Source organism: Chryseobacterium sp. II3a, assembly GCF_057815135.1.
In genome coordinates, this window is record NZ_JBYPZJ010000003.1 from 66612 (window position 1) to 88115 (window position 21504).

Here is a 21504-nt window from a genome sequence, read left to right on the forward strand (position 1 = left end):
TTACAATCTTTAGTTTTTTGAGAGTTTATTGATAGAAAACGCTATTCTATGTAGCTATGTGGTTCAAAATTATTAAACAACATTTTAGGAGTAAATGAAATTATTCGTGCATTCGTGGCTATTAAAAAAGGCTTCCGGTTACACCGAAAGCCTTTATATATTATATCTGAAAAAAATTAGTCAGCCATAGCTTCTCCAGCTTTTCTGAAGACAAAGTTTCCATAAATATGTCTTCTTGCAAAACGGCTTGGAGAATCAGCATTTACCATTTTGATGTAGGTATTTCTTGGAACACCCATATATTCATACGTTTTACCATTCAAATGAAGGACTGTTAAAATCGATTTTTCAAGATAAAAATCCTGAATATTAGATTGGGTAATGGTTTCTGTATATTCTTCTTTATATTTTTCCTGAGTTTCAGGGTTAATGCTTACCAGGAAATGATAGGCTTCAATCACAGACTTGCTTTTTGCTTCTGCTTCCAGTTTTCCTGCCTCATCATTGATAAATTTATCAGGATGTGTATCTTTCATCACATTTCTGTAAATGGTTTTTAACTCTTTTAAAGTTACATTTTTATCAACTCCAAGAAGGGTTCTGTGTTCACCTATTCGTTTCATAAATTGAATTCTTATTTTCGGGGTGCAAAATTAAGAAAATTAATTGGAATAATCGTAACTTGTTCATTATTAATTTGTTTTTGTAAATAATAATAATCTGATAAAATCCTAGATTTTATTTATCAAAAATATTTTCAAAGTGATAATTAAGAGAATCTGAGCTTGGGTAGTCTTTGATTTCTGCTGGTAAATTAATTTTTGTTTGGTGTAATTTAGAGTAATATTCATCATGAGAGATTTTATTACTGATGTGGACCGTATAGTTTTCTGGGTTTATGCTAATTAACCTAAGGTCAAATAATGTATGAATATCAGAACGCAATAGGATACCATTAGGAGTTTTATTAGTATCAGATCCTTTGAAAGAATAAATATGTGCTGCTTCTAGCATTTCAATAATATCACATTGAGTAATCGCACATTTTTTATTGTAAGCATTGATAAGTTTTTCTCTGAACTTTTTTTGTCCTCTTCTTGCATAAATTTGGATTGCAATTTTTTTCCTATCATCTTGTATATTATCTATATTAAAAGCGCTTATTTCAGACTCATTAATTGATGAAGTCAAATAATCAGTTGTTTGTAAATAATTGGATTCTTTTATTAAACCAAGATTATAAAAACATAATATTAAAGACCTTTTAATATGGTTTTCTAAGTCTGAATCATTTTCTAATTTGTAATAAAATTCTTTTGGATTTTCAAAAACATTATTATACTTAGTTGTACTTCCACCTCCATCAACATCAATTTTAGGATCTAGACTTTTAGATTTTCTTATTTTAATATTTAATCCTTTAGGGTTAGTTTTAGACTCAGCACACCCCACTACAGCTCCTTTTCCTGTTTTATCAAAGCAAATTGCTACATATATTCCATTTGATACCTTTTGATTAGGAGGTAAGATACATACATGAGTTATATGAGGAAAATTGGTCGCACCTTTAGACTCTTTTACTGTTAAGTGTATGGTATTGAATATACCGTATTTCTTTTCTAGTTCAGATTTAAACTTGTTAAGTGCCACTTTTACATTATTGAGGAGCGGGTCATCAGTTTTGATTGTTTCTCCATGTATGATAGGATAATTTTGCCGGAATTCACAAATCTCATTAAAATAATTAATCATCAATTTTTTACAGGCAAACTAATGATTTTTATTAGAATTTCAAATAAAATGTATATTGCTAATTTTACTAATTTAAAAATGAAGATTTTCAATTAATATCTGAAATATCGCTTATATAATATGATTAGACTGTTTTTAATTGATATTCACTATGCTAATGGCGTTTTGTTAAAACTCCGAGTACAAATTTTTATTCAACTTAAAATAAATGAACTGGTTTTTAAAATCAATAATCGTATTGAATCTTTTTAAGAAAGCGTTCCCAAAAAATCCGGCCATTTTCTCTGAAGCATCAATACCTTCTGTAGAACTGGACAGTGTAATGGGAACATTGTAAAGAAATTTATGGGCAAAAGTAATAGATGGGCAAAGTACTACAGGCATTTCATAAACAGAACCATCTGAACCTTGTGCGGTAGCTTTTCCTATTGTTTTCATCGTATTCGCTAAAGAATTCTTTCTGGCGTAAGGAGAAGCAATGGTAAGGGCATCATCGGCACCGCTGTCAAGACCAAAATACCCGGAATACTCTTTGCCATTCACTGTAATTGAACTTTCCACGGCTGGATAGTTATCTATGAGATGAAGTTTCATTTTTTCATATCCTGAGAAATCAATGGATGAATCATTTTCATCATAAAACCTGATCACATTTTTATGGTAGTCAATTTCTATGATCTTTCCTTTCATTAAGTCTGTTCCAAAAACACCATCAAAATTAACCTCACCATAAGGAATCATTGTAAATGAAACATCTGTTTTCTGGATATCTCCAAACTGAACAGTATTATGACTGCTGTAATCAACGGTGTTTACTCCATTCGATCCTTTGTTTTGAGATTTTCCGTCGATTTTCAAATCTACTTTTTTCTTTGAGTTGATATTGATGACAGATCCATCTGCTCCGGTATCAAACAAAAATTTGATGTTTTCAGTTTTATTTACTTTGCCATTCAGATACACGGAATTGTTTTCCAGAGAAAAAGGGATAAGCGTTGGGGACTTTTGAGCTGATGCTGCTATGCTGATACATGAAGCTAAGAAAAGGTATTTAAAATGCATAAAAGAGAAATTCTAAAGGTTATTATTACAGCGAAAATAAATCTATTGATGATCTTTACAAAGAAAAGGACTTCCATTAACCTTCCTTTAACCGTTCTCTACGTTCTGGTGCTTTAAAAATTAAGTGTAATAAGGCAAATAAAAAAAAACAGTACCCAAAATGAGTACTGTTATGATTATTTTGAATTTTTTCAATCCATATTAAGGTTCATCGCAATTCTTCTTTAGTTTTGTAAAGATTTTGTCGAAATCCCTGTACATATTTCTTTCTTCATCAATTTTTTGTCTGAAACTGCTGTTGGCACAATTGTGAAAGCTAAGTCCAATCATATCAATCAATGCATAATCTTCACTTTGGGGATCATTTAACTTGGCATTGAAGCGGTTCATCACCCCTTGTGGATCCGCGTTGTTTTTACTTTTCATCTCTGTGTAAGCCTTCCATGAAGCAAACATTTTCTCTCGATCGGGAGAAGATATGGCATCAATAGGCTCTCTGCAGGTTTCATAAAATTTACTGTTTTTAAGTGTGGTAGGATCGGAGAAAGCGATAATTTCTTCCTTGTTCAGCTCATATTCATTTTCAAACGTTTGGATGGCATTTTCATGGAGTTTTTTCCAAACGGGCAGATTGATGACTTTGAGATTGTAAAGTTCCTGTTTTTTCTCCTGGTATTGTTTTTCCAGGTTCTCAAGATGCTGATCTTTATTTTTGCGGACTTCTTCCAGGCTGGAAAGTTTAAAAATAGGATTCGTATCAAAATGAACCCCATTGAATTTATATAAAAGTTTATTAACCCCGTCTATTTCCTCTTTTTCATATTTGGAAGCATCAAAATATCCTTTGTTGTCACAATTGAAGGTCTGATAGCTGTACGGTGTCAGATTATTGGCTTTTGCCGGGCCTTTTTGACCCCAAACAATAACAGATAAAGTCAGGGAGAGCCCGACTATTATTTTTTCCATGCGCATAGTTGTAGAAAGAATCCGAATTTTCTAAAATTTCTATGCAAAATTAAGGCTTTAAATTTGAAAACTAAAGAATTTAACCAATTTTATACAGTTATTTTTATTATTTAATGAGAATTTTAATTTTTTGCTTTAAACAATGGAGTATACGAAGATTATAGATCTATGGCTCATCACAATCCCTTTTAAGTTTTACAAATATTTTATCAAAAGCTTTGAATAAAATATCATCATCTTCTATCGTATTTCTGAAGCTATGATTGGCACAAGTATTAAAAATATTAATGAGATCAATCATTGCAAAATCATCTTTTCGTTCATTATTCCATTTCAAATTAAAAGATTCTTTAGCCTGAGGATTATCCTTGTATTTTTCTTCAAATGCATTTTTCCAGTATGAATATATTTTCTGCTTATCATCAGAGGTTATAGCATCAATGGTTTCTTTGCAGGTATTATAAAATTTGCTGTTTCGTAAAGATTTCGGATCTGAATATGCTATTAAAGTTTCCTTTCTGAGCTGATATTCATTGTCCAGCAGCTGAATTGCTTCAGCATGTTTCTTTTTCCATACAGGAAGATCTATTACAGAGAGATTGGCAAGTTCTTTTTTTCTTGTTTGGTACTCTTTTTCTGTCTGTTGTAAAAGCTGCTGATTATTGTGGCGTACCATATCAAATTTGGCTGGATTAAATACAACGAGTGAAGAAAACGGAGACCCGCTCAAAGGATATAACAGTTTGTAAGTGCCGTCTATCTCTTCTTTCTTATATTTTGAAGGATCAAAGTATCCTTTATTATAACATCCAAAAGGCTGATAGCTGTAAAGAACAAACTTATTGCTGTTTACAGAAGCTTTTTGTGCTAAAGCAGAAAAGGATAATGCTAAGGCAAACCCTGTAATTAGTTTTTTCATATTTATTATCGTTGAAAATCTGTATTTTTTGAATTCCGGATCAAAATTAAAACTTAAAACTTCAATTCCAGTGATAAATCAAAATTATTTCCTCACTGGTTTCCGGGATTTATAGGGCCTGTCAGTTGTTTTTCATCTTGTTTTTTATATTTTGCACCCCTTATATTATGAATTCTGATCTCTGCTGAGACAGAAAGGGAATATAATGATTCAATTATAGAACAAAATATTAATAATGTACGACAATTTAGAACAACTGTTTTACAGAGGAGACCTTGATCAGTGTATTATAGAAGGAGAACAATACTTGTTATCTTATCCCGAGGATGAAGAAGTATTATTTTTAATGGCAGTAGCTTATCACGACATTGTCTATTACGAAGGACATGAAGCCGTTTATGATGCCATAAGAGATTATGTTATTCCTTACTTACGCAGAATCCTGCAGATTAACCCCAACAATCAAAAAGCACTATACAATATTCTGGATTACCCTTTAGGAAATGAATATACCCTGATGCAGATCGCCAGAACGAGAAAGCATATCACACAGGAAAATAAAATGGAGTTTATAGGCTATGCGGAAAGAATGTTGGAGGATCCGGACTATGTAAGGTATGGCTATGATTTCTTGGTTAAAATATATGAATCCCTGGAAGAACATAAAGCGCTTTTGAACAGTCTTGAAGCCGCAATATATTATTCTAAAAAAGCAGATGCTGATAACCGGGAGATCCGGGACAAAAACACCTCGCTTTATTGGATCAAAAAGATCTATTTGTTAGACCGTACAAAAATGATTTCAGGAGAAGAGCTTACCACGCTTATCGATAAGGAACATGTTTTTTTTGTAAGTAGAAATGAATATGATTTTATCAATCTTGCTGATATAGCCTATGAAAATAACGCACCTGATCTTTCACTGAAGATGATGATGAAGGCGATCAAAGGAGAAAATTCAGCACTTCACATTCATGAAAAACTGGTAGAATGGCATCAGCGCTTTGCAGAACTCATTGGAAATGGCTTTAATAATCCTGATGTTTACTATTATCAGTTGATTATTGAACGAAATTATAATGACCTTCTAAAGGTTTCTACGGATTTTTACTACCATCATGCGCTTGAAGTTATCAATTCCTACCCGGAACTGTTCTCAGGATATCATTTTGCAGGGACATTCCTATATGAAAATGAGCGCTATGCTGAAGCGATTCCTTTATTGGAAAAAGCAGTACAATTATCATCCAATGCTACGGCCTGGAGAAGAAAAGCAGACTCCATATATCTTTTGAATGGAACGGTATTATCCGAAGTTCCTGAATTTTCTGATTACCCTGCAGACATTTACAACGAAGGAGTTTTACTGAACGAGTGTATAGAAGCATTAGAAGATGAAAGTGATAAACAGAAATGGCATAATGTGGGCCGTATTGTATATGAGCAGGCGCATGAAGCATTTCGAAAGTATTTTGAAGAAGGTAAGTTTGAGAGTGATTATTATAATGATTTGCATACCAGAGCAATGTGCTGTAATAATTTAGCCATTAAACATTCATTGCTGGGAGATTATCAGGCAGCAATTGAGATCGCTTCCGAAGGACTCAGATATTCAGAATTTATGGAACTTCGCCTGACTCTGATTGATGCTTTGATGAATGGAGGAAATTATGAAAGGACAGAAAAAGCACTGAATGACTACTTCAGTCTTTATGGAGAATGTGAAGACTATTTTTATAAAAGTCTTTATAACAGGGCACTTCAGGTTCAGATTCATGAATTGCTGGGGGCTGATGATGTTTATAAAGAAGTGGAAGAAGTTCTTACCTATGCCTATCAGCATACTATGGAAAATCCCGAAATTGATGAGTATGACTACAGGGATCTGGAAGCAGCAAAAAATAAATTGGAAGGTATTTTATTTCACCATCTGGACAGCCAGGATATTCATATCAGGAAAGCTCATTATGAAGGAATGGCAGCACGTTTTCCACAGGAAGCTAACCCTCAGTTTGCCCTGATGCAGATTTATAATGAAGAAGAAAATTATGGAAAAGTGGCTTTAGCAGCCAAAAGATATCTTGAAAATAAAAAAGAATTTCTTTTGGACGCTTTTGATAAAGCGAAAACCATTTATATGATTGTTAAAAGTGATTTTCTTCAGGGAAATTACCAGGAAGCATTAAGCATTTTCAGCCAGTACGATGCTGAAAGTGAAGACGCCATGGATCCTGAAGAATATGTACTTTGGCTAAGCTATGGAATCAGGGTTTATGAAAAGCTGAATAATAAAAATCAGACTTTAGCCTTAGCCGATAGGTTCACTGCCATTTACAATGCTGAAGAATGGGGCTATGACGACCTTGTAGAAAGTGTTGAGCTTGCAAAAGCTGTGGTTTTGTACCAAGCTGGAAATATAAAAGAAGCGCATGCTATTTTGGACCAGGTACGTTCCGTTGCAGATTATGATCCTATTGCTGATGAATATAAAGCTTCATGGAAAAAGCCGGGATTGTTCTCTAAATTCGGATTTTAATCATTAAAGAATAGAAAAATGGCACACCGTCTTTACGTATACAATGTAGATTCAAAAACAGGAGAGCAATACCAATACTATCTGGGGGAGTGGAATTACGAAATTCCGGAATTGCTTTTTCCTCTATTTTCCTGTGATCCAAGGGCAAAAGGAAAACTTCTGTATTTTGATAAAATCAATGGAGTAGAAAGACTGAAATCATTTTATCAGTTGTTGGGAGAACATTACCAGTTGCTTTACAAAAAAGCTTATTATGAACCTGTCAACAAAATGTTTGAGATGTTGAATGACCTTCCTTATGATTCCTTTATGATCAATGGATGGGATGTTTTCAATATGAGTGAAGAAAAACATTCTGATCAGGCTAAAAATTGGGTAGATGAGATCAAGGAAAAGAGCAGACTGTATGATAAAGCGATAGCTAAGCAAAATCTGGCATGGTTGGAAAAAGAAATTGTAGCCAGAAGTGGATATGGCTCCTTTTTAGAAATGTTGGAAACAGATTGGGTTGATTACGGTCTCGGCTATTGGAATGAAGATTTGTATAAAGATATTTCAGAAATTTTTGAAGAGAATGGCCTTTGGGGACTGAAAGACAAAAAGGGAAATATCATAACGTCGCCTGTTTACGAAGAAATATTTGTCTTTAGTGAAGAGGGGATTGCGGTAGCACAGAAAAACGGCAAGTACGGATACCTGAGAAACGATGGTAAAGTACTTGTTGAGTGCATCTATGATGATGCTTTTGATTCTTTTTTTATAGATAATAAGCATTATGGAATTATAGAAATCGATCATCTATGCGGACTCATCAATATTATTACCAGCGAAATTGTGATCCCTTGTGAATATGAAGAGCTTGAAATGTTAAGACATGCCTGTCTTTTTAATGCTAAAAAAGAAGGGAAGTATCGCCTCATTGACGCATCCAATACATCCATCATTGAAGAAAGTTTTGATGAACCTTTTGAGCTTAATTATTCGGAATTGATTTATCGTTCACTGAAAGGAACATCCAAAAAAGCTTTTTATACATTTGATGGCGTTTTTCTAGGCGAATATCCTGAAGAGGTATTGAATGAAATTGGAGAAGGATATTATTGGGCTAAACCTAATAAATTTCAGAAAAAAATCAGCATTATAAAAGCGGACGGAACTCTTCTGGATACTGAAGTAGATACCATGATGATTCTTGATTATTATACTTCTTTTGCCTACAAAAAAGCTAAGCAATGGTATATTTATGATATAAAATCCGGTGAATACAGGTTAAAAGAATATACCATTGAAACTATTCATAGAGATTGGTATACCCAGTTTATGAAAAATATATTCTTACTTTCAAATGAAAACGGCTGGGGCTTATATAACGCTGCTGAAGATTGTTGGTTATTGCCTTCCTCTAAAGAGTATGAAAAAATAGAATCATGCAGAGAGGAGATTTTCCGTGTGACTATTTCAGGTGGTATGTTTTATTTTGATGAGAAAACAGGTGCCCAAAGCGGTATTTACGACTATATTGGTGAAGGGATAGATTATAATGAACAGATGCTTTGCCTTTATAAAGGAAATGATATGTTGATCCTTGATACCGAAAGAAAACTTCATCTGGTTTCCAATCATCAATTAGGAGCTTTGTACGAAAAAAGAAACAACCTGCGTGGAAAAGATCAAAAGTATTTCCTTGATTTTTATAAAGCATGGACTGAAAGAAAAGGTTCAGGCTACGAGGAACATTTTGATAATGCTACCCTGATGTCGATGGCTGAAAAATACATTGAAGAAGGGAAAATTGAAAATGCTGTAAGACTGTATGAAATAGGAATACGACGTGGAAATACAGATATGATGGTGGAACTCGGATATATTTATGTTCATGACGAGTATCCTGAATATTATGATCTGGACAAAGGACTTGCTCTGTATGAAAAAGCAGCTTCGAAGGATCATGCTATTGCCTGGAATAATCTGGGATATCATTATCAAAGTGGGGTAGGGTATCCTCAGAATATTAAAAAAGCTTTACAATGTTTTAAAAAGTCTGCCGAATTAGGAGATGGTTTGGCTCTGCAGAACCTTGGGTTGCTGTATTTTTATGGTGAATATGTATTACAGGATTATGATCTTGCATTAGACTATTATAAACAGGCTGAAAAGAAATTCTATTATAATGATGAGAAATTGGCCGAAATCTATTATCAGAAAAGTGATTTTGCCAATCTTCAGCGTTATTTAAGAAAAGATACAGAAGGTACTTATTCTGATATTTATTATGGAATTATGTATGACGAAGGATTAGGTGTAAAAACAAGTGTAAAAAAAGCAATTAAGTATTATGAGAAGTCTTTGAAATACGGATATTATACTACAGCTTTGAGAAGACTCTTATACTTTTATAAAGAAGATCCTGACTTTGCAGACTCAGAAAAGTACCAGTATTGGAAAAAGTTTGGTGAGGATAACGAAATGGAAATATGATCGTAAGTTCTAACAATCATTATCTATGTTTTTCTATGGGGTAAAAAAGAGTGAACCTAGAAACATAGACTTATAGTCTAACTTAGAATTATTTTACTGTAGTATTTGCGGTTAGTATCTAAAAATAGTTGCTTACTTCAATGAGGTTTTGGTCCGGATCACGAAAATAGACAGATTTTATTTTTCCTACAGCACCCGTTCTATCTACAATTCCCTCAATAATCTCAATGTTTTTTTGTTTCAGTTCTTCCAATACATCATGAATATCTGTTTGGGCAATGAAACAAAGATCTGCAGAACCTGGGGTAAGTATTGCGGCTTTAGGCTCAAACTCATGGCCCTTTTGATGGAGATTGATCTTTTGATTTCCAAAAGCGAGTGCTTTCCGGTTATCACCAAATATTATTACTTCAAAACCCATGATCTGAGTATAAAATTGTATCGTTTTATCGATATTGGCTACAGTTAATACAATGTGGTCTATATGGTTAATTCTCATGATTTTTGCTTTTGAACATTAATAGTGGTACAAATATCAGAATTTTCAGGCTGTTAATGCATGCAATTTTATAGCTGAAATTGGGGATATTTAGGTTTCCTATCCTTTTTTTAATTTTAAAATAATAGATTTACAAGAATTAATAGTACACTATGATCTACCTTTTTCTCATTTTTATTATTGCTCTATTTGGTGGGATTTCTTATCTGGTCATGCGTTTCTGTAATCAATGGACCAGAAAAAATCAATATGAAGTTCTTCTTAATACTTTGATTTTTATAGGATCATTTCTCCTTATATCATTTGTTAGCCTTTATGTTTTCATTGCAAATCTTGATTTATCCAGATAATAATTGAATTTTAAATAACTTTTTTATTTACATCACATTCTATGGATTTTGATTGGATTTACCTGATAATCATTCTGTTTTTAATCTTTGTAATTGTTGTTTTTGCCGCAATTTCTAAGGTGATCGTACGTTTTTGTAATCGATGGACTCGAAAGTACAAATATGAAGTACTTTTTGATACTTTGATGTTTATCGGATCATTTGTTCTTATAGTATGTATCAGCCTTTACATTTTCTTTACGAATATCTATTTGGGGCGATAGGGGCGGAAACTTCCTCTAACAAAGTAATAGGCAATGAGTAGATTGATTACAAGAGCCAGCCATACATTAATACCGTAGAACAGCTCATAATCATGCCGTTCCTCATTATAAAATAGATTCTTAATAATTCTGAAGGTGATGGCAGTGGTAGTAACAGCGTAGCTTAAGATCATATAGTTTTTATGCCTGATGATATTTCCTTTTCTAATAGAAGCTACAGCAACTACTGTAAAATAGGCCCAAAGCATATCCTGAATCAGAAATCCTGTAATTCCTATCCATCCGCCATTCGAAAATAATCCCAATACAAAACAGGCTGGGACGTTGATAATTAGGATGTTGTAGACATAAGCCTTTCCAATGATTTTATGCAAACTTCTGTTCTCTCTCAGGAATTGAGGAGAAAACTGAGTTAATCCAGTCAAAAGACATAGAGTTATTGAAAAAATGTGGATGTAAAAAAAGGTCATCCAATAAGGGGTATTGACTACTTGCTGTTTAAAGGCAAGAAAACCTACTGTTTTATCAAGAGTAGTATATTGGGAGATCGTTTTCAGCATTAGAATACTGAAAATAAATACCGAGAGTACTGCTGTAATTTTAGCAGCCTTTATTCCCAATGATTTTATCATGAACTTGTTCTTTAGTCTTTTAATACCTCTCTGATCTGATTTTCCATATCTTCAAGATGGTCAAATTTTCTTAGGATCAACGTTTTTTTGTTATTCTTAAGCTCCTCAATGATGTCGAGAACAAGTTCCAAAGGTTCAGCTTCGTATCCAAAAAGGTTACTGTCAAAGTTAATCCCTACAAGTAAACCGTCACTGTTCATTCCCAGACACCAGTTTTCCAGAAATTCATGAAGTGGAATAGAAGTAACTTCATAACTATTCCATTCTTTGTCTACACATGATTTAGCCCTTACAGCATCTGACCAGAAGCAAATGAGTTGAACCGGTTCTCCATCTTCATATTCCTGATCATTAGAGTAGGAGGTAGCATATCCTTTATCGTCTTTTAAACCATATACGGTTTCTGTTTCACTTACTTTTTGGATAAAAGCTTTATATCGGTTCTTTAGGGTAATATGATCTTGAAGCATGATTGGAAATTATGAATTAAAGCTGCTGGGGGATTTAAAATCCGGGCTATAAGTTATTATTAATATGTACAATCTCAGGATTTTCGCCATCGAAATTTCGTTTTGATCTTCCAAAGAGTCCTATTTCCAAATCATTGGGTGTTTCATTATCCAGTTCCGACGGATGTACATAAGTATACATACCATATCCATGTCCGGAAACAAGCCAACCTTCTGTAGAATTCAAATGAATGACATTAAAATCTCCAGCAGGGCCTCCTGCAAAGACAGGTCCAAATTCTTTCATAAGTTTGATTGCTTCCTCCCTTACATCTTTTACAGTAGTAATATCGTCAAAAATAATATAGGTGTCATTTTTAAACAATACCCAATCCTGAAATATAGGATTGATAGCAAGCTTTATGTGTTCAAGAGTTGATAAGTTATTCATGTTTTAAATATAGTTATTAAAAAATTACATGTAGGCAGAAATCTATCTGCAAAAAGTGTTATAAAAATCCCTTCATTCTTAGGTGCTGCAACAGCATAATGGTCTTTGCATCTTTAATTACTCCCGTATCAATCATAGAAAGAGTCTCCTCAAAAGACAATTCCAGTACTTCAATGTTTTCTCCTTCCTCCTCAAGACCGCCGCCATCAGTAACCTTCATTTCATTAGAATATTCAGCAATGAAAAAGTGAAGGATTTCCGTTACGGAACCAGGGGACATATAGGCTTCAAATATCTTTTCAACTTTAGAAATTTTATATCCTGTTTCCTCTTCAGTTTCTCTTTTGATACAATCTTCAGGATTATCATCGTCTAAAAGACCCGCACAAGCTTCAATAAGCATTCCGGTAGTATTCCCGTTAATATAAGTAGGCAATCTGAACTGTCTTGTCAGAATAACAGTGTTGGATGCTTTATTATAAAGCAAAATAACAGCTCCGTTTCCTCGGTCGTAAGCTTCTCTGCTTTGGGTTTCTGTAGTTCCGTCTTTTTTACGGACTGTGAAAGTAACTTTGTTTAAAGTATACCAGTTGTCAGATAAAATATCTGTTTTTAAAATAGTAATATTAGGATTTTGCATGGGGGATGTCTTCGATGTTATAATAAATTTTGAGACCTTTTTCTCTGGCGATTCTTACGTCTTCATCTGCTCCTTTGGAAGTGCCTTCAATTCGCAGAATAGCATCACATTTTTCAAGAATACGATGAGCTGCTGGATATTGTATCTCCTGCCATTTTTGGTCTCCAATTTGACTGGAACCAGCCAGCTTAATTAAAGGGAGGGCCACCCATTCTCCGATAATAGGAATATGTCCCTTTCTGAAAATAGGTAAAGCTGCTGCTTCAAGATTATCAAGGTTTTGCTGAATCAATTCAGGATCGTCATTGGTTCCACTGCGATATGGACCTGCAATAAGTATAAGCATAATTTTTTTTTGAGTAAAATAACAGAACTTATAAGAGAAAAAAAATAATATAGTTTAAGAGCAGTTACTTTTTTGCTTATTTGTTTTAATGATGCTTAAGAACTCCGGAGTAATTCCAAGATAAGAAGCAATCTGCTTTTGGGTAACACGCTCTGCTGCCAAAGGGTATTTCTTAAGGAAATTATAATACCGCTCTTCTGCCGGAAGAGATAAATTTTCTATGATCCGAAGCTGTTCTCTGATATAAGCATTTTGCATCATAATTCTGAAAAATCTTTCAAACTTAGGTACCTTCCTGTAAAGTTCATCTAAATGATCTTTGGAAAGTTGCAAAATTGAACTTTCTTCGAGAGCTTCAATATTGAGCATAGCAGGCTTTTCATCAATAAAGCAATGCATATCCGTGATCCACCAGTCAGAAACGGCAAACATAATGGTAGATTCTTTTCCTGATGCATCCATATAAAATGCTCGTAGAACACCTGATACAACAAAGTTAATATGTTTACAGGGTTGCTGCTGTTTTATAATGAGTTCTTTTTTCCGAATCTTTCTTTCTTCCAATAGAGAAAGGAAATAAGTTACTTCTTCGTTGCTGAGTGAAATATGTCTGGAAATATTTTCTAGAATTAAGTGCTTTTCCATAAAAGATCAGTTCTCTTTTTTTAGTAAATCATTCAATGATTCATACAAATCAGGATGTTTGAATTGAAAACCTGCATCTTGAATTTTTTGTGACGAAGCTCTGGAACCTTCCAAAATTGCATTGGCCAGTTCACCAAATAACATTTTTAAAACAAAAGCGGGAACGTTGGGCATAAACAATGGTTTATGAAGAACCTCAGCGATCTTTTTTGTCAGATCAGCATTGGTGGCATGCTGAGGTGAAACAGCATTATAAGCGCCGTGAAGATCATGATTTTTTAAAGCAAACTCATACATAGAGCAAATATCATCAATATGAATCCATGGCATATATTGCTTACCGCTTCCCAAAGCTGAGCCAATACCATATTGTATGGGAGGAAGCATTTTCTTTAAAGCACCTTCCTTCTCAGAAAGAACAACGGCAGTACGGATTTTTACAATTCTGTCTGCAAGGTTGTGTTCTTTAAAATGATCAGCAGCTCTTTCCCAAAGCACCACCACTTCACTGAGGAAGTCATGTCCCGGCGGATCATTTTCTGAAAATATTTTTTCCGTAGTCTTTGTTCCATAAAAATTGATTCCTGAAGCTGAAATAAAAGATTTGAGTTTAATTTCCTTCTTTCTTAAAGTATTTCGCAGCAATGCTGCAGAATCCACTCTGCTGGCAATCAGTTCTTTTTTTCTCTCTGCTGTCCAGCGCTTTTCTGAAATATTGGCACCGGCAAGATGAATGATATGAGACACATTATTGAAAGCTGCCTCATCAATAGTTTTCTTTTTGAGATCCCATTCATATTCATTGGCTTGTCTTTTTTTTCGGGTCAGAAATCTTACTTCATATTCATTCCCTATTTTTTTTGCCAGCTCTTTTGCAATCAAACCGTTTGCTCCGGTAATCAAAACAATTTCTTTCATACTGATATATTTTGTGAGGTGTGATTATGCCTGATTTTTGACAATCAAAACAAAGTCTTCTTCTAAAAGTTTATAGCCATAATCGTAAATAAACTTATATTCAGAACCGTTTTTATAAATCTTTAGGTTAGTGAAATAGTCAAAATCAAAACCCAGACTTTCCAATTTGGATTTAGCAATTTTTGTTTTACCATCTATATTGGTCTCTACAAGAATGCGGTAGTTTTTGCGGAGTTTATTATTGATATTCCGCATGAGATTTGTAGAATCTTTATTCTGCTTATTATTATAGGCATTTCGGCAGGCATCATTGCAGAATTTTTTATCAGACCTTCCGATGATTTTTTCGCCGCATTCCAGACAATTCATTTTTTTACTTTTTCAATTTGTGCCCATGAGCATGTTTTTTCCTTAGCAATCTCATCAACCTGCTGTGTGAAGGATAACTTCTATTGGGCGTTATATTATTGAAAAATAAAGCCACAAGCAACAGGATAATACACCCCGAAAGAACCGGGGAGATAACATACCAATATCCTAATTCCGGAATTTTTCCGGTAGAACTTACCGCAATAAGAGCCGTTGCTCCACCTGGCGGGTGCAGGGTTTTTGTATACTGCATCAGTACAATTGAAAAAGCCACAGCCAATGGAGCCGAAAGCCAGATAATATCAGGAACAAACTGATAGACTGTAACACCAACTAATGCAGAAAGAACATGTCCGCCTACTAAATTTCTAGGTTGAGCCAGCGGACTTTGGATGGCTCCATAAATCAAAACACTGGATGCCCCGAAAGAACCGATTAGAAATATATTTTCTGTCTCAGCTAGAGAATGGGATTGGATAAAAGCAATCAGTCCAATTCCAAAAAAAGCACCTAAGAATGACCAGAAATGCTCCTTGTAATCAATCAAGGTTTCTTTATAGATTACATATTTTGAGACTCTGAACGTTCTTTTTATTGTCTTCTTCATTGAGTTAGGGGTCTTCTTTTTTGATAATAGAACAAAGATACAGAATTATCCGTTTGTAAGTGGATAGTGTTGAAGACATACACTTTTAGATCATTAAAAAACAAGATTGCTTCAAAGACAGAAATTGTTTTTGGGTTTATTGACTTGCTTTTATCTCATAAATAGCCACAGTACCCGAGGTCACAGGAATTTTATTGTCTTGCAGATAATTGCCGGTTTTAAAGTATACAGATTGCTGTTTCCAGCTGTTTCCAAGGCTGAATGCAGTTGTCTGTTGATTTATTTTAACCTGAATATCTAAATTGTTTTGCTGAATAGAATAATCAAATACTTGTCCTAAAGGAATATCTTTCAAAAGGGTAATGCGTTGTTCCTTATCATCAACCTCTTTTTTGAAACCCACCTGAAGGTTTCCATTATTCCACCAGATCTTTACCGCTTCCGTTCCTTTAGAATTACCATGGATCTGTCCAATAATAATTTTTCCGGTACTGGGTTGCTTTAATACAGCCATTTTAACCTGCAAATGATGTTGGTTTTCAAAATGCCATTCATCAACTTGTCGGAGTTCTGTTCTGGGATAGTGTGATCCCTGAGTAGTTTTGCCATCAGAAGAACAGAAAAGACGGATGCTCATGTCTTCTGGTGAAAAATAAAAATTCTCCGAAGAAAACTTAGCAATGTCTGCCCCTTTAATGATGGTAATGGATTTGTTTTTCTCAATAGGAATTTGAAGGTTAAAGCCACTTAAATCAAATTGAGACCGAGGAACAGTTGAATAAGTTTTTTGAGCCTGCAAAAAACCTGAACATAAGACAAGCAGTCCTGCTTTTGTTATGTTTTTAAAATGATTCTGCATATCTGGTAGATTTTAATTGTACAATACTAAGGTATATTATTTTTTGGACAGCTTTTTATGGAAGTTGATGTTTGTGAATTTTTTATAATAAGTTAATATAATCTTGATGAATAAAGAATAAAATCGGAAATATGAGTTTTATTATCAACTTTTAATGATAAAATTCAGGATATTAATTTTTAATTTAGTTTATTTTTTTAATCTATATCTTGTTGTGTTATTAATAAAATATATAATTTCATTCACTTTGAATCATGATATTATAAACTTTAATCCAAATTAAAAATTATTACTATGAAAAAACAACCCGTAAAACCGGAATTTACTTTAAAAATGTTTGAAGTATTAGGAGGTGTGTGGCTTGCTGGCTGTGTAAAGACCGCTGCAGAATTAAATATTGCAGATTATCTTGCAGAGGGACCCAAAACAATCTCTTCATTAGCAAGAGAAACTCAATCTAATGAAAAAGCATTGTATCGAGTCATGAGAGCATTAAGTAGCGTTGGTATTTTTGAAGAATTGGAAAGTCAAATATTTGGCTTAAATGATTTTGGGGCAGCTTTGCAGACTGATGTTCCAGGAACAGCCAAGAATTTTGTACTTACGATTATGAGCGAGCATTTTCCTACTTATGGAGAACTTACTTACGGTGTTCAGACAGGTAAGATTCCTTTTGATCACATCCACGGAATGCCTCTTTGGGATTACTATAAACAATATCCGGAAATAGGAGAGAATTTCGGAAAAGGAATGACAGGAATGTCAGGAATAGAATTAAAAGGAATTATAGAAAACTATGATTTCAATCCTTATAAAAAAATAGTAGATATAGGTGGGGGAAATGGAGTAATGATGTATACAATTCTGAATGCGGCACCCGGTAGCTCGGGAATTATCTTTGATGAAGAGAATGTGATTGAAAAAACCAAAGAACTTATCCCCCAAGATTTAAAAGAAAGGTGTTCTGTTGCCATTGGTAGTTTTTTTGAAAAAGTTCCGGAAGGGGCAGATTTATATACAATGAAATGGATTATCCATGATTGGAGCGATGATGAATGTGTTCAGATTTTAAAAATCTGCTATGATGCAATGCCAAAAGGATCAAAACTATTGATTATAGACGCTGTTATTCCTGATGACTCTTTGAATCAGCCTCATATTGCCAAACTTTTGGATATCGTAATGCTGGCTTGTCTTACCGGAAGAGAAAGGACATTAAGTGAATTTAAAGTTCTTTTGGAAAAATCTGGGTTACAATTCAACAGGCTTGTTCAGATTGGTACAGAAGCGAAAAGCATCATTGAATGTGAGAAAATCTAAAACGAATTAGGTGAAGAACCCTATGAATAAAAAAAGCAGGAAGTTTATTAGGCTTACTGCTTTTTTATGCTAAAATTTATTATTATCCTAATACCAATTCCTCAGTATATACAAGGCCTTCATAACAAGCATTATAGATAGCTTTTAATTCATCTAAAGAAGGAATTCTTGGATTGAATCCTGTACATGGGTCTGCAAGAGCATTAGCAGTGATATAATCAATGTTTTTATCCCAGTCTTCTCTTAAAATTCCGAATTCTTTAATTGCAGATTGATTATTAACTTCTGAACGTAATATCTCGATAGCCTCAGCAAGATCTTCAGCAGTTTCTTTACCAATTACTCTGGCTAAATCAGGATAACGCTCTGTAGCCTGAGCATTATAACGGATAACGTTTGGAAGGAAAATTGCGTTAGATGCTCCGTGAGGAATTCCATACAATGCTCCAACCTGGTGAGATAAAGAGTGCACAATTCCCAACCAAGCATTATTGAAAGCTAAACCTGCCATAAAGGAAGCGTCATGCATATTCTGACGGGCTGTAATATTGTTTGGGTTTTCTACGGCCTCTTTTAAGTTATTGAAAACAATCTCAAGACCTCCTTTTGAAAGCGCATCAGCAATATTATTATCAATATTGGATACAAAAGCTTCCACACAGTGCGTCAATGCATCAAGACCTGTATTGGAAGTCACATGAGCAGGCATCGAAGCACAGATTTCTCCATCTACAATGGCAATATCCGGGGTTAATTCATAAGAAACGATAGGATATTTTACTCCTTTTTCTCTGTCTGTAATCACGGCAAGACCTGTTGTTTCAGTTCCCGTACCACTTGTAGAAGGAATCGCGATAAATTTTGCTTTGTTTCTTAAAATAGGAACTGTAAAAGGCTTAATCATGGAATCGAAATCAGCATCAGGATATTCATAAAATACCCACATGATTTTTGCGGCATCAATGGCAGAACAACCACCTAAACCAATCACCCAATCAGGCTCAAATGTTTTCATCATTTCAGCTCCTTTCAGACATGTTGCTGATGATGGATCTTCCTCTACACCTTCGAAAATCTGAGTTTCGATTCCCGTTTCTGTTAAATAAGTAATAGCCTTGTCAAGAGTTCCGCTTTTTCTCATAGAGCTTCCTCCTGTTACAATTACCGCTTTTTTACCTTTAATATTTGCTAATTCTGAAAGACTTCCGGCACCATGGAAAACCTCTCCTGCAATGAATAATTTGCTCATTTTTTTTGTTTGATTTTAATGAGACAAAATTATAGAAGCCCGGACGGACGATGTTATACAAACAAGATTATGTGTTATACATTTGTGCCAATTCCTGTTGAAGAGCAGTAGGAGTCTCCTTCAATTTAGCTTTTACAAACTTGTTGAGAGCAGAAGGAGAATTGAAGCCAAGATCAAAGGCGATTTCTTTATGTGAAAGATCTGAAAACATCAATTGTCTTTTAATCTCTATTAAGATTCGGTTATGAATAGCTTGAATGGCCGTTTCTCCACAATGCCTTTTAGTAATTGAATTTAATTTTTTGGTTGTAATAGCCAGTTCATCCGCATAGTATTGAACGGTTCTGTATTGTTTATAATGTTCATTTAGCAATTTTTTAAACCGAACATAGATCGGTTTGTCGGCTGTCTCTTTATGTAAAATAGGATGTAGGCCATGAACAGACTCAATTAAGCCCAGTAGAAAAATTTTAATATGAAATCTTGCCTGTTCCTTTTTAATAAGGCTTGGATGCTGATAAACTGCCTGGATAATAGAGATTGTATGTAAACTTTGCTGAAAGTCTTCTGAAGATAAAATGGTACAATGAAGTTGAGTGGAAAGATTTACATTATAAGTACTTAGTTCGTTTTTCAAAATGTCTGAACAGAATAATATCTCTTCAAATAAAATAATTTTCCCTTTCAGGTCATTGCTAATATCAGAAATGAAATGTATCTGCTCCGGAAATACTACAGAGATTTTCCCAGGTTTCAAAGAATGAATCTTATCCTCAATATGCAGGTGCAAAGTTCCGTCTTCAATAATGATAATGAAGAAATGATCTTTCTTATGCGGCTTAACATAGTCTTTCAAATAGTCATTTGTTAAATCAAAAACCCGAAAAGAAAGATTTTTATCCTCTTCTTTTTGAATATTCTTTTTAATCTCCAGCTTCTTCATTTATTCATTATTTATATTCAAAAAACTTCCGTTGTATTTATTTTGTATGGAAGAGGATACAAAAATAATTTAAATCTAAATAAAATCGCCACTCATATACTAATAAAAAAGATTCGTGAATTAGTGGCTAATTTCTTTATAAGTTTTGTTTTTTAAATTAAATCATCATTTTTTACTTTAGAAAACAATTTTTACAGTTTTTTTTATTTTTATTTATCCGACCACAAACGATTACAAACGAATTTAAATAGTTTACAACCGACTGACTTCTGGGGTTATCGCAAACTTTGCAACAGAGATTTGAGAAAACAGTGAACGTCTCTTATCTGAAATATTAATCATTAAAATCTAAAAGTTATGTCACTAAGAAACAAAGTAACATTAATTGGTTACACAGGTAAAGAAGTTGAAATGGTAAACTTCGAAAACGGAAATGTAAAAGCGAGTGTATCTTTAGCTACAAGCGATCATTACACCAACGCTAAAGGTGAAAAGGTAGAAGAGACGCAATGGCACAATCTGATTGCTTTCGGAAAAGTAGCAGAAATTATGGAAAAGTATGTTCCCAAAGGAAAAGAGATTGCTATTGAAGGTAAGCTTACGTACAGATCTTATGACGATAAGGATGGGGTAAAGCGTTACATTACGGAAATTCGTGTAGATGAAATCCTATTATTGGGAGGTAAATAATCCTAAAAACTCAAATGATGAAAGTAAAAGTTTTTAAGATCAGGCTTCCTGAAGAATTTCTCTACAAAGATCAGAAAATGCTTGATGATTTTCTGGAAGGCAATGAAATTATAAAAGTGGAGACCGCTTTTGTAAATGATGAGTGTTATTGGTCTGTGATTCTGTATTTCGAAGAACCAAAATTGGTAAAAAATACAGTGAAAGAACCAAAGGTTGTTAAATATTCTGCAGAAAATGATTTCCTTAATTCCGATGAAGAAAAGATTCTTGATGCCCTGAAACTTTGGAGGTCGGAGAAAGCGAGAGAACAAAATCTGCCAAGCTACTTCATTGCCAGCAACAAAGAGCTGATGTCTGTAGCCAAGTATAAACCAGCCAAAAAAGAAGAACTGTTGGAGATCAAAGGATTCGGAAAGCATAAGATTGAAAATTATGGCGAAGAAATTCTGGAGATCCTTGAAAGTGTCTGATTTTTCGAATAATTGATCCTATTAACTCTGAAAGCTGGAGAAGATTGCTTCTTCAGCTTTTTTATGCTGTGTAAAGTCCTTGCAATTCCGT

At 34.0% G+C, this 21504-nt stretch carries 23 protein-coding genes; 5 read left to right on the forward strand and 18 right to left on the reverse strand.

Annotation, left to right across the window (positions count from 1 at the left end; genetic code table 11):
• Positions 1-176 precede the first annotated feature (176 nt).
• The 5 genes from AC3HD6_RS08800 to AC3HD6_RS08820 all read right to left on the reverse strand — a co-directional run bounded on the left by AC3HD6_RS08800 (position 177) and on the right by AC3HD6_RS08820 (position 4699).
• Positions 177-623, reverse strand: coding sequence for a KTSC domain-containing protein (locus AC3HD6_RS08800; RefSeq protein ID WP_068943585.1), 447 nt, complete (start codon positions 621-623; stop codon positions 177-179).
• A 115-nt stretch (positions 624-738) separates the two neighbouring features.
• Positions 739-1752 carry an HNH endonuclease gene (locus AC3HD6_RS08805; protein WP_488895999.1) on the reverse strand — a complete coding sequence of 338 codons (1014 nt, stop codon included), beginning with the start codon at positions 1750-1752 and terminating at the stop codon, positions 739-741.
• A 168-nt stretch (positions 1753-1920) separates the two neighbouring features.
• A complete protein-coding gene (locus tag AC3HD6_RS08810; RefSeq protein WP_488896000.1) occupies positions 1921-2814 on the reverse strand; it encodes a retropepsin-like aspartic protease in 894 nt (297 codons plus the stop codon).
• 201 nt (positions 2815-3015) lie between these two features.
• Complete coding sequence (locus AC3HD6_RS08815) at positions 3016-3780, reverse strand: hypothetical protein (RefSeq protein WP_488896001.1); 765 nt, start codon at positions 3778-3780, stop codon at positions 3016-3018.
• Positions 3781-3946: 166 nt separating this feature from the next.
• Positions 3947-4699, reverse strand: a complete 753-nt coding sequence (locus tag AC3HD6_RS08820; RefSeq protein WP_488896002.1) for a hypothetical protein — start codon at positions 4697-4699, stop codon at positions 3947-3949.
• Between the two features lie 235 nt (positions 4700-4934).
• On the opposite strand from AC3HD6_RS08820, the gene AC3HD6_RS08825 reads away from it, so the two are divergent.
• Positions 4935-7235 carry a tetratricopeptide repeat protein gene (locus tag AC3HD6_RS08825; protein ID WP_488896003.1) on the forward strand — a complete coding sequence of 767 codons (2301 nt, stop codon included), beginning with the start codon at positions 4935-4937 and terminating at the stop codon, positions 7233-7235.
• 18 nt (positions 7236-7253) lie between these two features.
• Positions 7254-9713, forward strand: coding sequence for an SEL1-like repeat protein (locus tag AC3HD6_RS08830; RefSeq protein ID WP_488896004.1), 2460 nt, complete (start codon positions 7254-7256; stop codon positions 9711-9713).
• Between the two features lie 118 nt (positions 9714-9831).
• Here the strand turns inward: AC3HD6_RS08830 and AC3HD6_RS08835 are convergent, their stop codons facing one another.
• The 11 genes from AC3HD6_RS08835 to AC3HD6_RS08885 all read right to left on the reverse strand — a co-directional run bounded on the left by AC3HD6_RS08835 (position 9832) and on the right by AC3HD6_RS08885 (position 16741).
• Positions 9832-10212 carry a VOC family protein gene (locus AC3HD6_RS08835; protein WP_488896005.1) on the reverse strand — a complete coding sequence of 127 codons (381 nt, stop codon included), beginning with the start codon at positions 10210-10212 and terminating at the stop codon, positions 9832-9834.
• Between the two features lie 597 nt (positions 10213-10809).
• A complete protein-coding gene (locus AC3HD6_RS08840; RefSeq protein WP_488896006.1) occupies positions 10810-11457 on the reverse strand; it encodes a DUF2306 domain-containing protein in 648 nt (215 codons plus the stop codon).
• An 11-nt stretch (positions 11458-11468) separates the two neighbouring features.
• Positions 11469-11927 carry a DUF2750 domain-containing protein gene (locus tag AC3HD6_RS08845; RefSeq protein ID WP_488896007.1) on the reverse strand — a complete coding sequence of 153 codons (459 nt, stop codon included), beginning with the start codon at positions 11925-11927 and terminating at the stop codon, positions 11469-11471.
• Positions 11928-11973: 46 nt separating this feature from the next.
• On the reverse strand, positions 11974-12357 hold the full coding sequence (locus AC3HD6_RS08850; RefSeq protein ID WP_488896008.1) for a hypothetical protein: 384 nt from the start codon (positions 12355-12357) through the stop codon (positions 11974-11976).
• Positions 12358-12415: 58 nt separating this feature from the next.
• Positions 12416-12997, reverse strand: a complete 582-nt coding sequence (gene nudK / locus AC3HD6_RS08855) for a GDP-mannose pyrophosphatase NudK (protein WP_488896009.1) — start codon at positions 12995-12997, stop codon at positions 12416-12418.
• Positions 12984-13343, reverse strand: coding sequence for a DUF4406 domain-containing protein (locus AC3HD6_RS08860; protein ID WP_488896010.1), 360 nt, complete (start codon positions 13341-13343; stop codon positions 12984-12986). The genes nudK and AC3HD6_RS08860 overlap by 14 nt, the downstream gene beginning before the upstream one ends.
• A gap of 54 nt (positions 13344-13397) precedes the next feature.
• Complete coding sequence (locus AC3HD6_RS08865; protein ID WP_488896011.1) at positions 13398-13988, reverse strand: Crp/Fnr family transcriptional regulator; 591 nt, start codon at positions 13986-13988, stop codon at positions 13398-13400.
• A 6-nt stretch (positions 13989-13994) separates the two neighbouring features.
• Positions 13995-14906, reverse strand: a complete 912-nt coding sequence (locus tag AC3HD6_RS08870) for a TIGR01777 family oxidoreductase (protein WP_488896012.1) — start codon at positions 14904-14906, stop codon at positions 13995-13997.
• Positions 14907-14930: 24 nt separating this feature from the next.
• Positions 14931-15275, reverse strand: a complete 345-nt coding sequence (locus AC3HD6_RS08875; protein WP_488896013.1) for a hypothetical protein — start codon at positions 15273-15275, stop codon at positions 14931-14933.
• Between the two features lie 4 nt (positions 15276-15279).
• Positions 15280-15882, reverse strand: a complete 603-nt coding sequence (locus AC3HD6_RS08880) for an HPP family protein (protein ID WP_488896014.1) — start codon at positions 15880-15882, stop codon at positions 15280-15282.
• 136 nt (positions 15883-16018) lie between these two features.
• The gene (locus AC3HD6_RS08885; RefSeq protein ID WP_488896015.1) at positions 16019-16741 is read right to left on the reverse strand and encodes a polysaccharide lyase family 7 protein; all 723 of its coding nucleotides are present in this window, start codon (positions 16739-16741) and stop codon (positions 16019-16021) included.
• A 294-nt stretch (positions 16742-17035) separates the two neighbouring features.
• Here AC3HD6_RS08885 and AC3HD6_RS08890 point away from each other — a divergent pair, with 294 nt between their 5' ends.
• Positions 17036-18061, forward strand: a complete 1026-nt coding sequence (locus AC3HD6_RS08890; RefSeq protein WP_488896016.1) for a methyltransferase — start codon at positions 17036-17038, stop codon at positions 18059-18061.
• A gap of 82 nt (positions 18062-18143) precedes the next feature.
• On the opposite strand, the gene AC3HD6_RS08895 is transcribed toward AC3HD6_RS08890, so the two are convergent.
• Together AC3HD6_RS08895 and AC3HD6_RS08900 are read right to left on the reverse strand one after the other, a co-directional pair.
• Positions 18144-19310, reverse strand: a complete 1167-nt coding sequence (locus tag AC3HD6_RS08895) for an iron-containing alcohol dehydrogenase (protein WP_488896017.1) — start codon at positions 19308-19310, stop codon at positions 18144-18146.
• A 67-nt stretch (positions 19311-19377) separates the two neighbouring features.
• Positions 19378-20253, reverse strand: a complete 876-nt coding sequence (locus AC3HD6_RS08900; protein ID WP_488896018.1) for an AraC family transcriptional regulator — start codon at positions 20251-20253, stop codon at positions 19378-19380.
• 357 nt (positions 20254-20610) lie between these two features.
• On the opposite strand from AC3HD6_RS08900, the gene AC3HD6_RS08905 reads away from it, so the two are divergent.
• Both AC3HD6_RS08905 and AC3HD6_RS08910 read left to right on the forward strand, forming a co-directional pair.
• The gene (locus AC3HD6_RS08905; RefSeq protein ID WP_045497669.1) at positions 20611-20943 is read left to right on the forward strand and encodes a single-stranded DNA-binding protein; all 333 of its coding nucleotides are present in this window, start codon (positions 20611-20613) and stop codon (positions 20941-20943) included.
• A 17-nt stretch (positions 20944-20960) separates the two neighbouring features.
• Positions 20961-21413 (forward strand): HRDC domain-containing protein, encoded by a 453-nt coding sequence (locus AC3HD6_RS08910; RefSeq protein ID WP_488896019.1) that lies wholly within the window; start codon positions 20961-20963, stop codon positions 21411-21413.
• Positions 21414-21504: the final 91 nt, after the last annotated feature.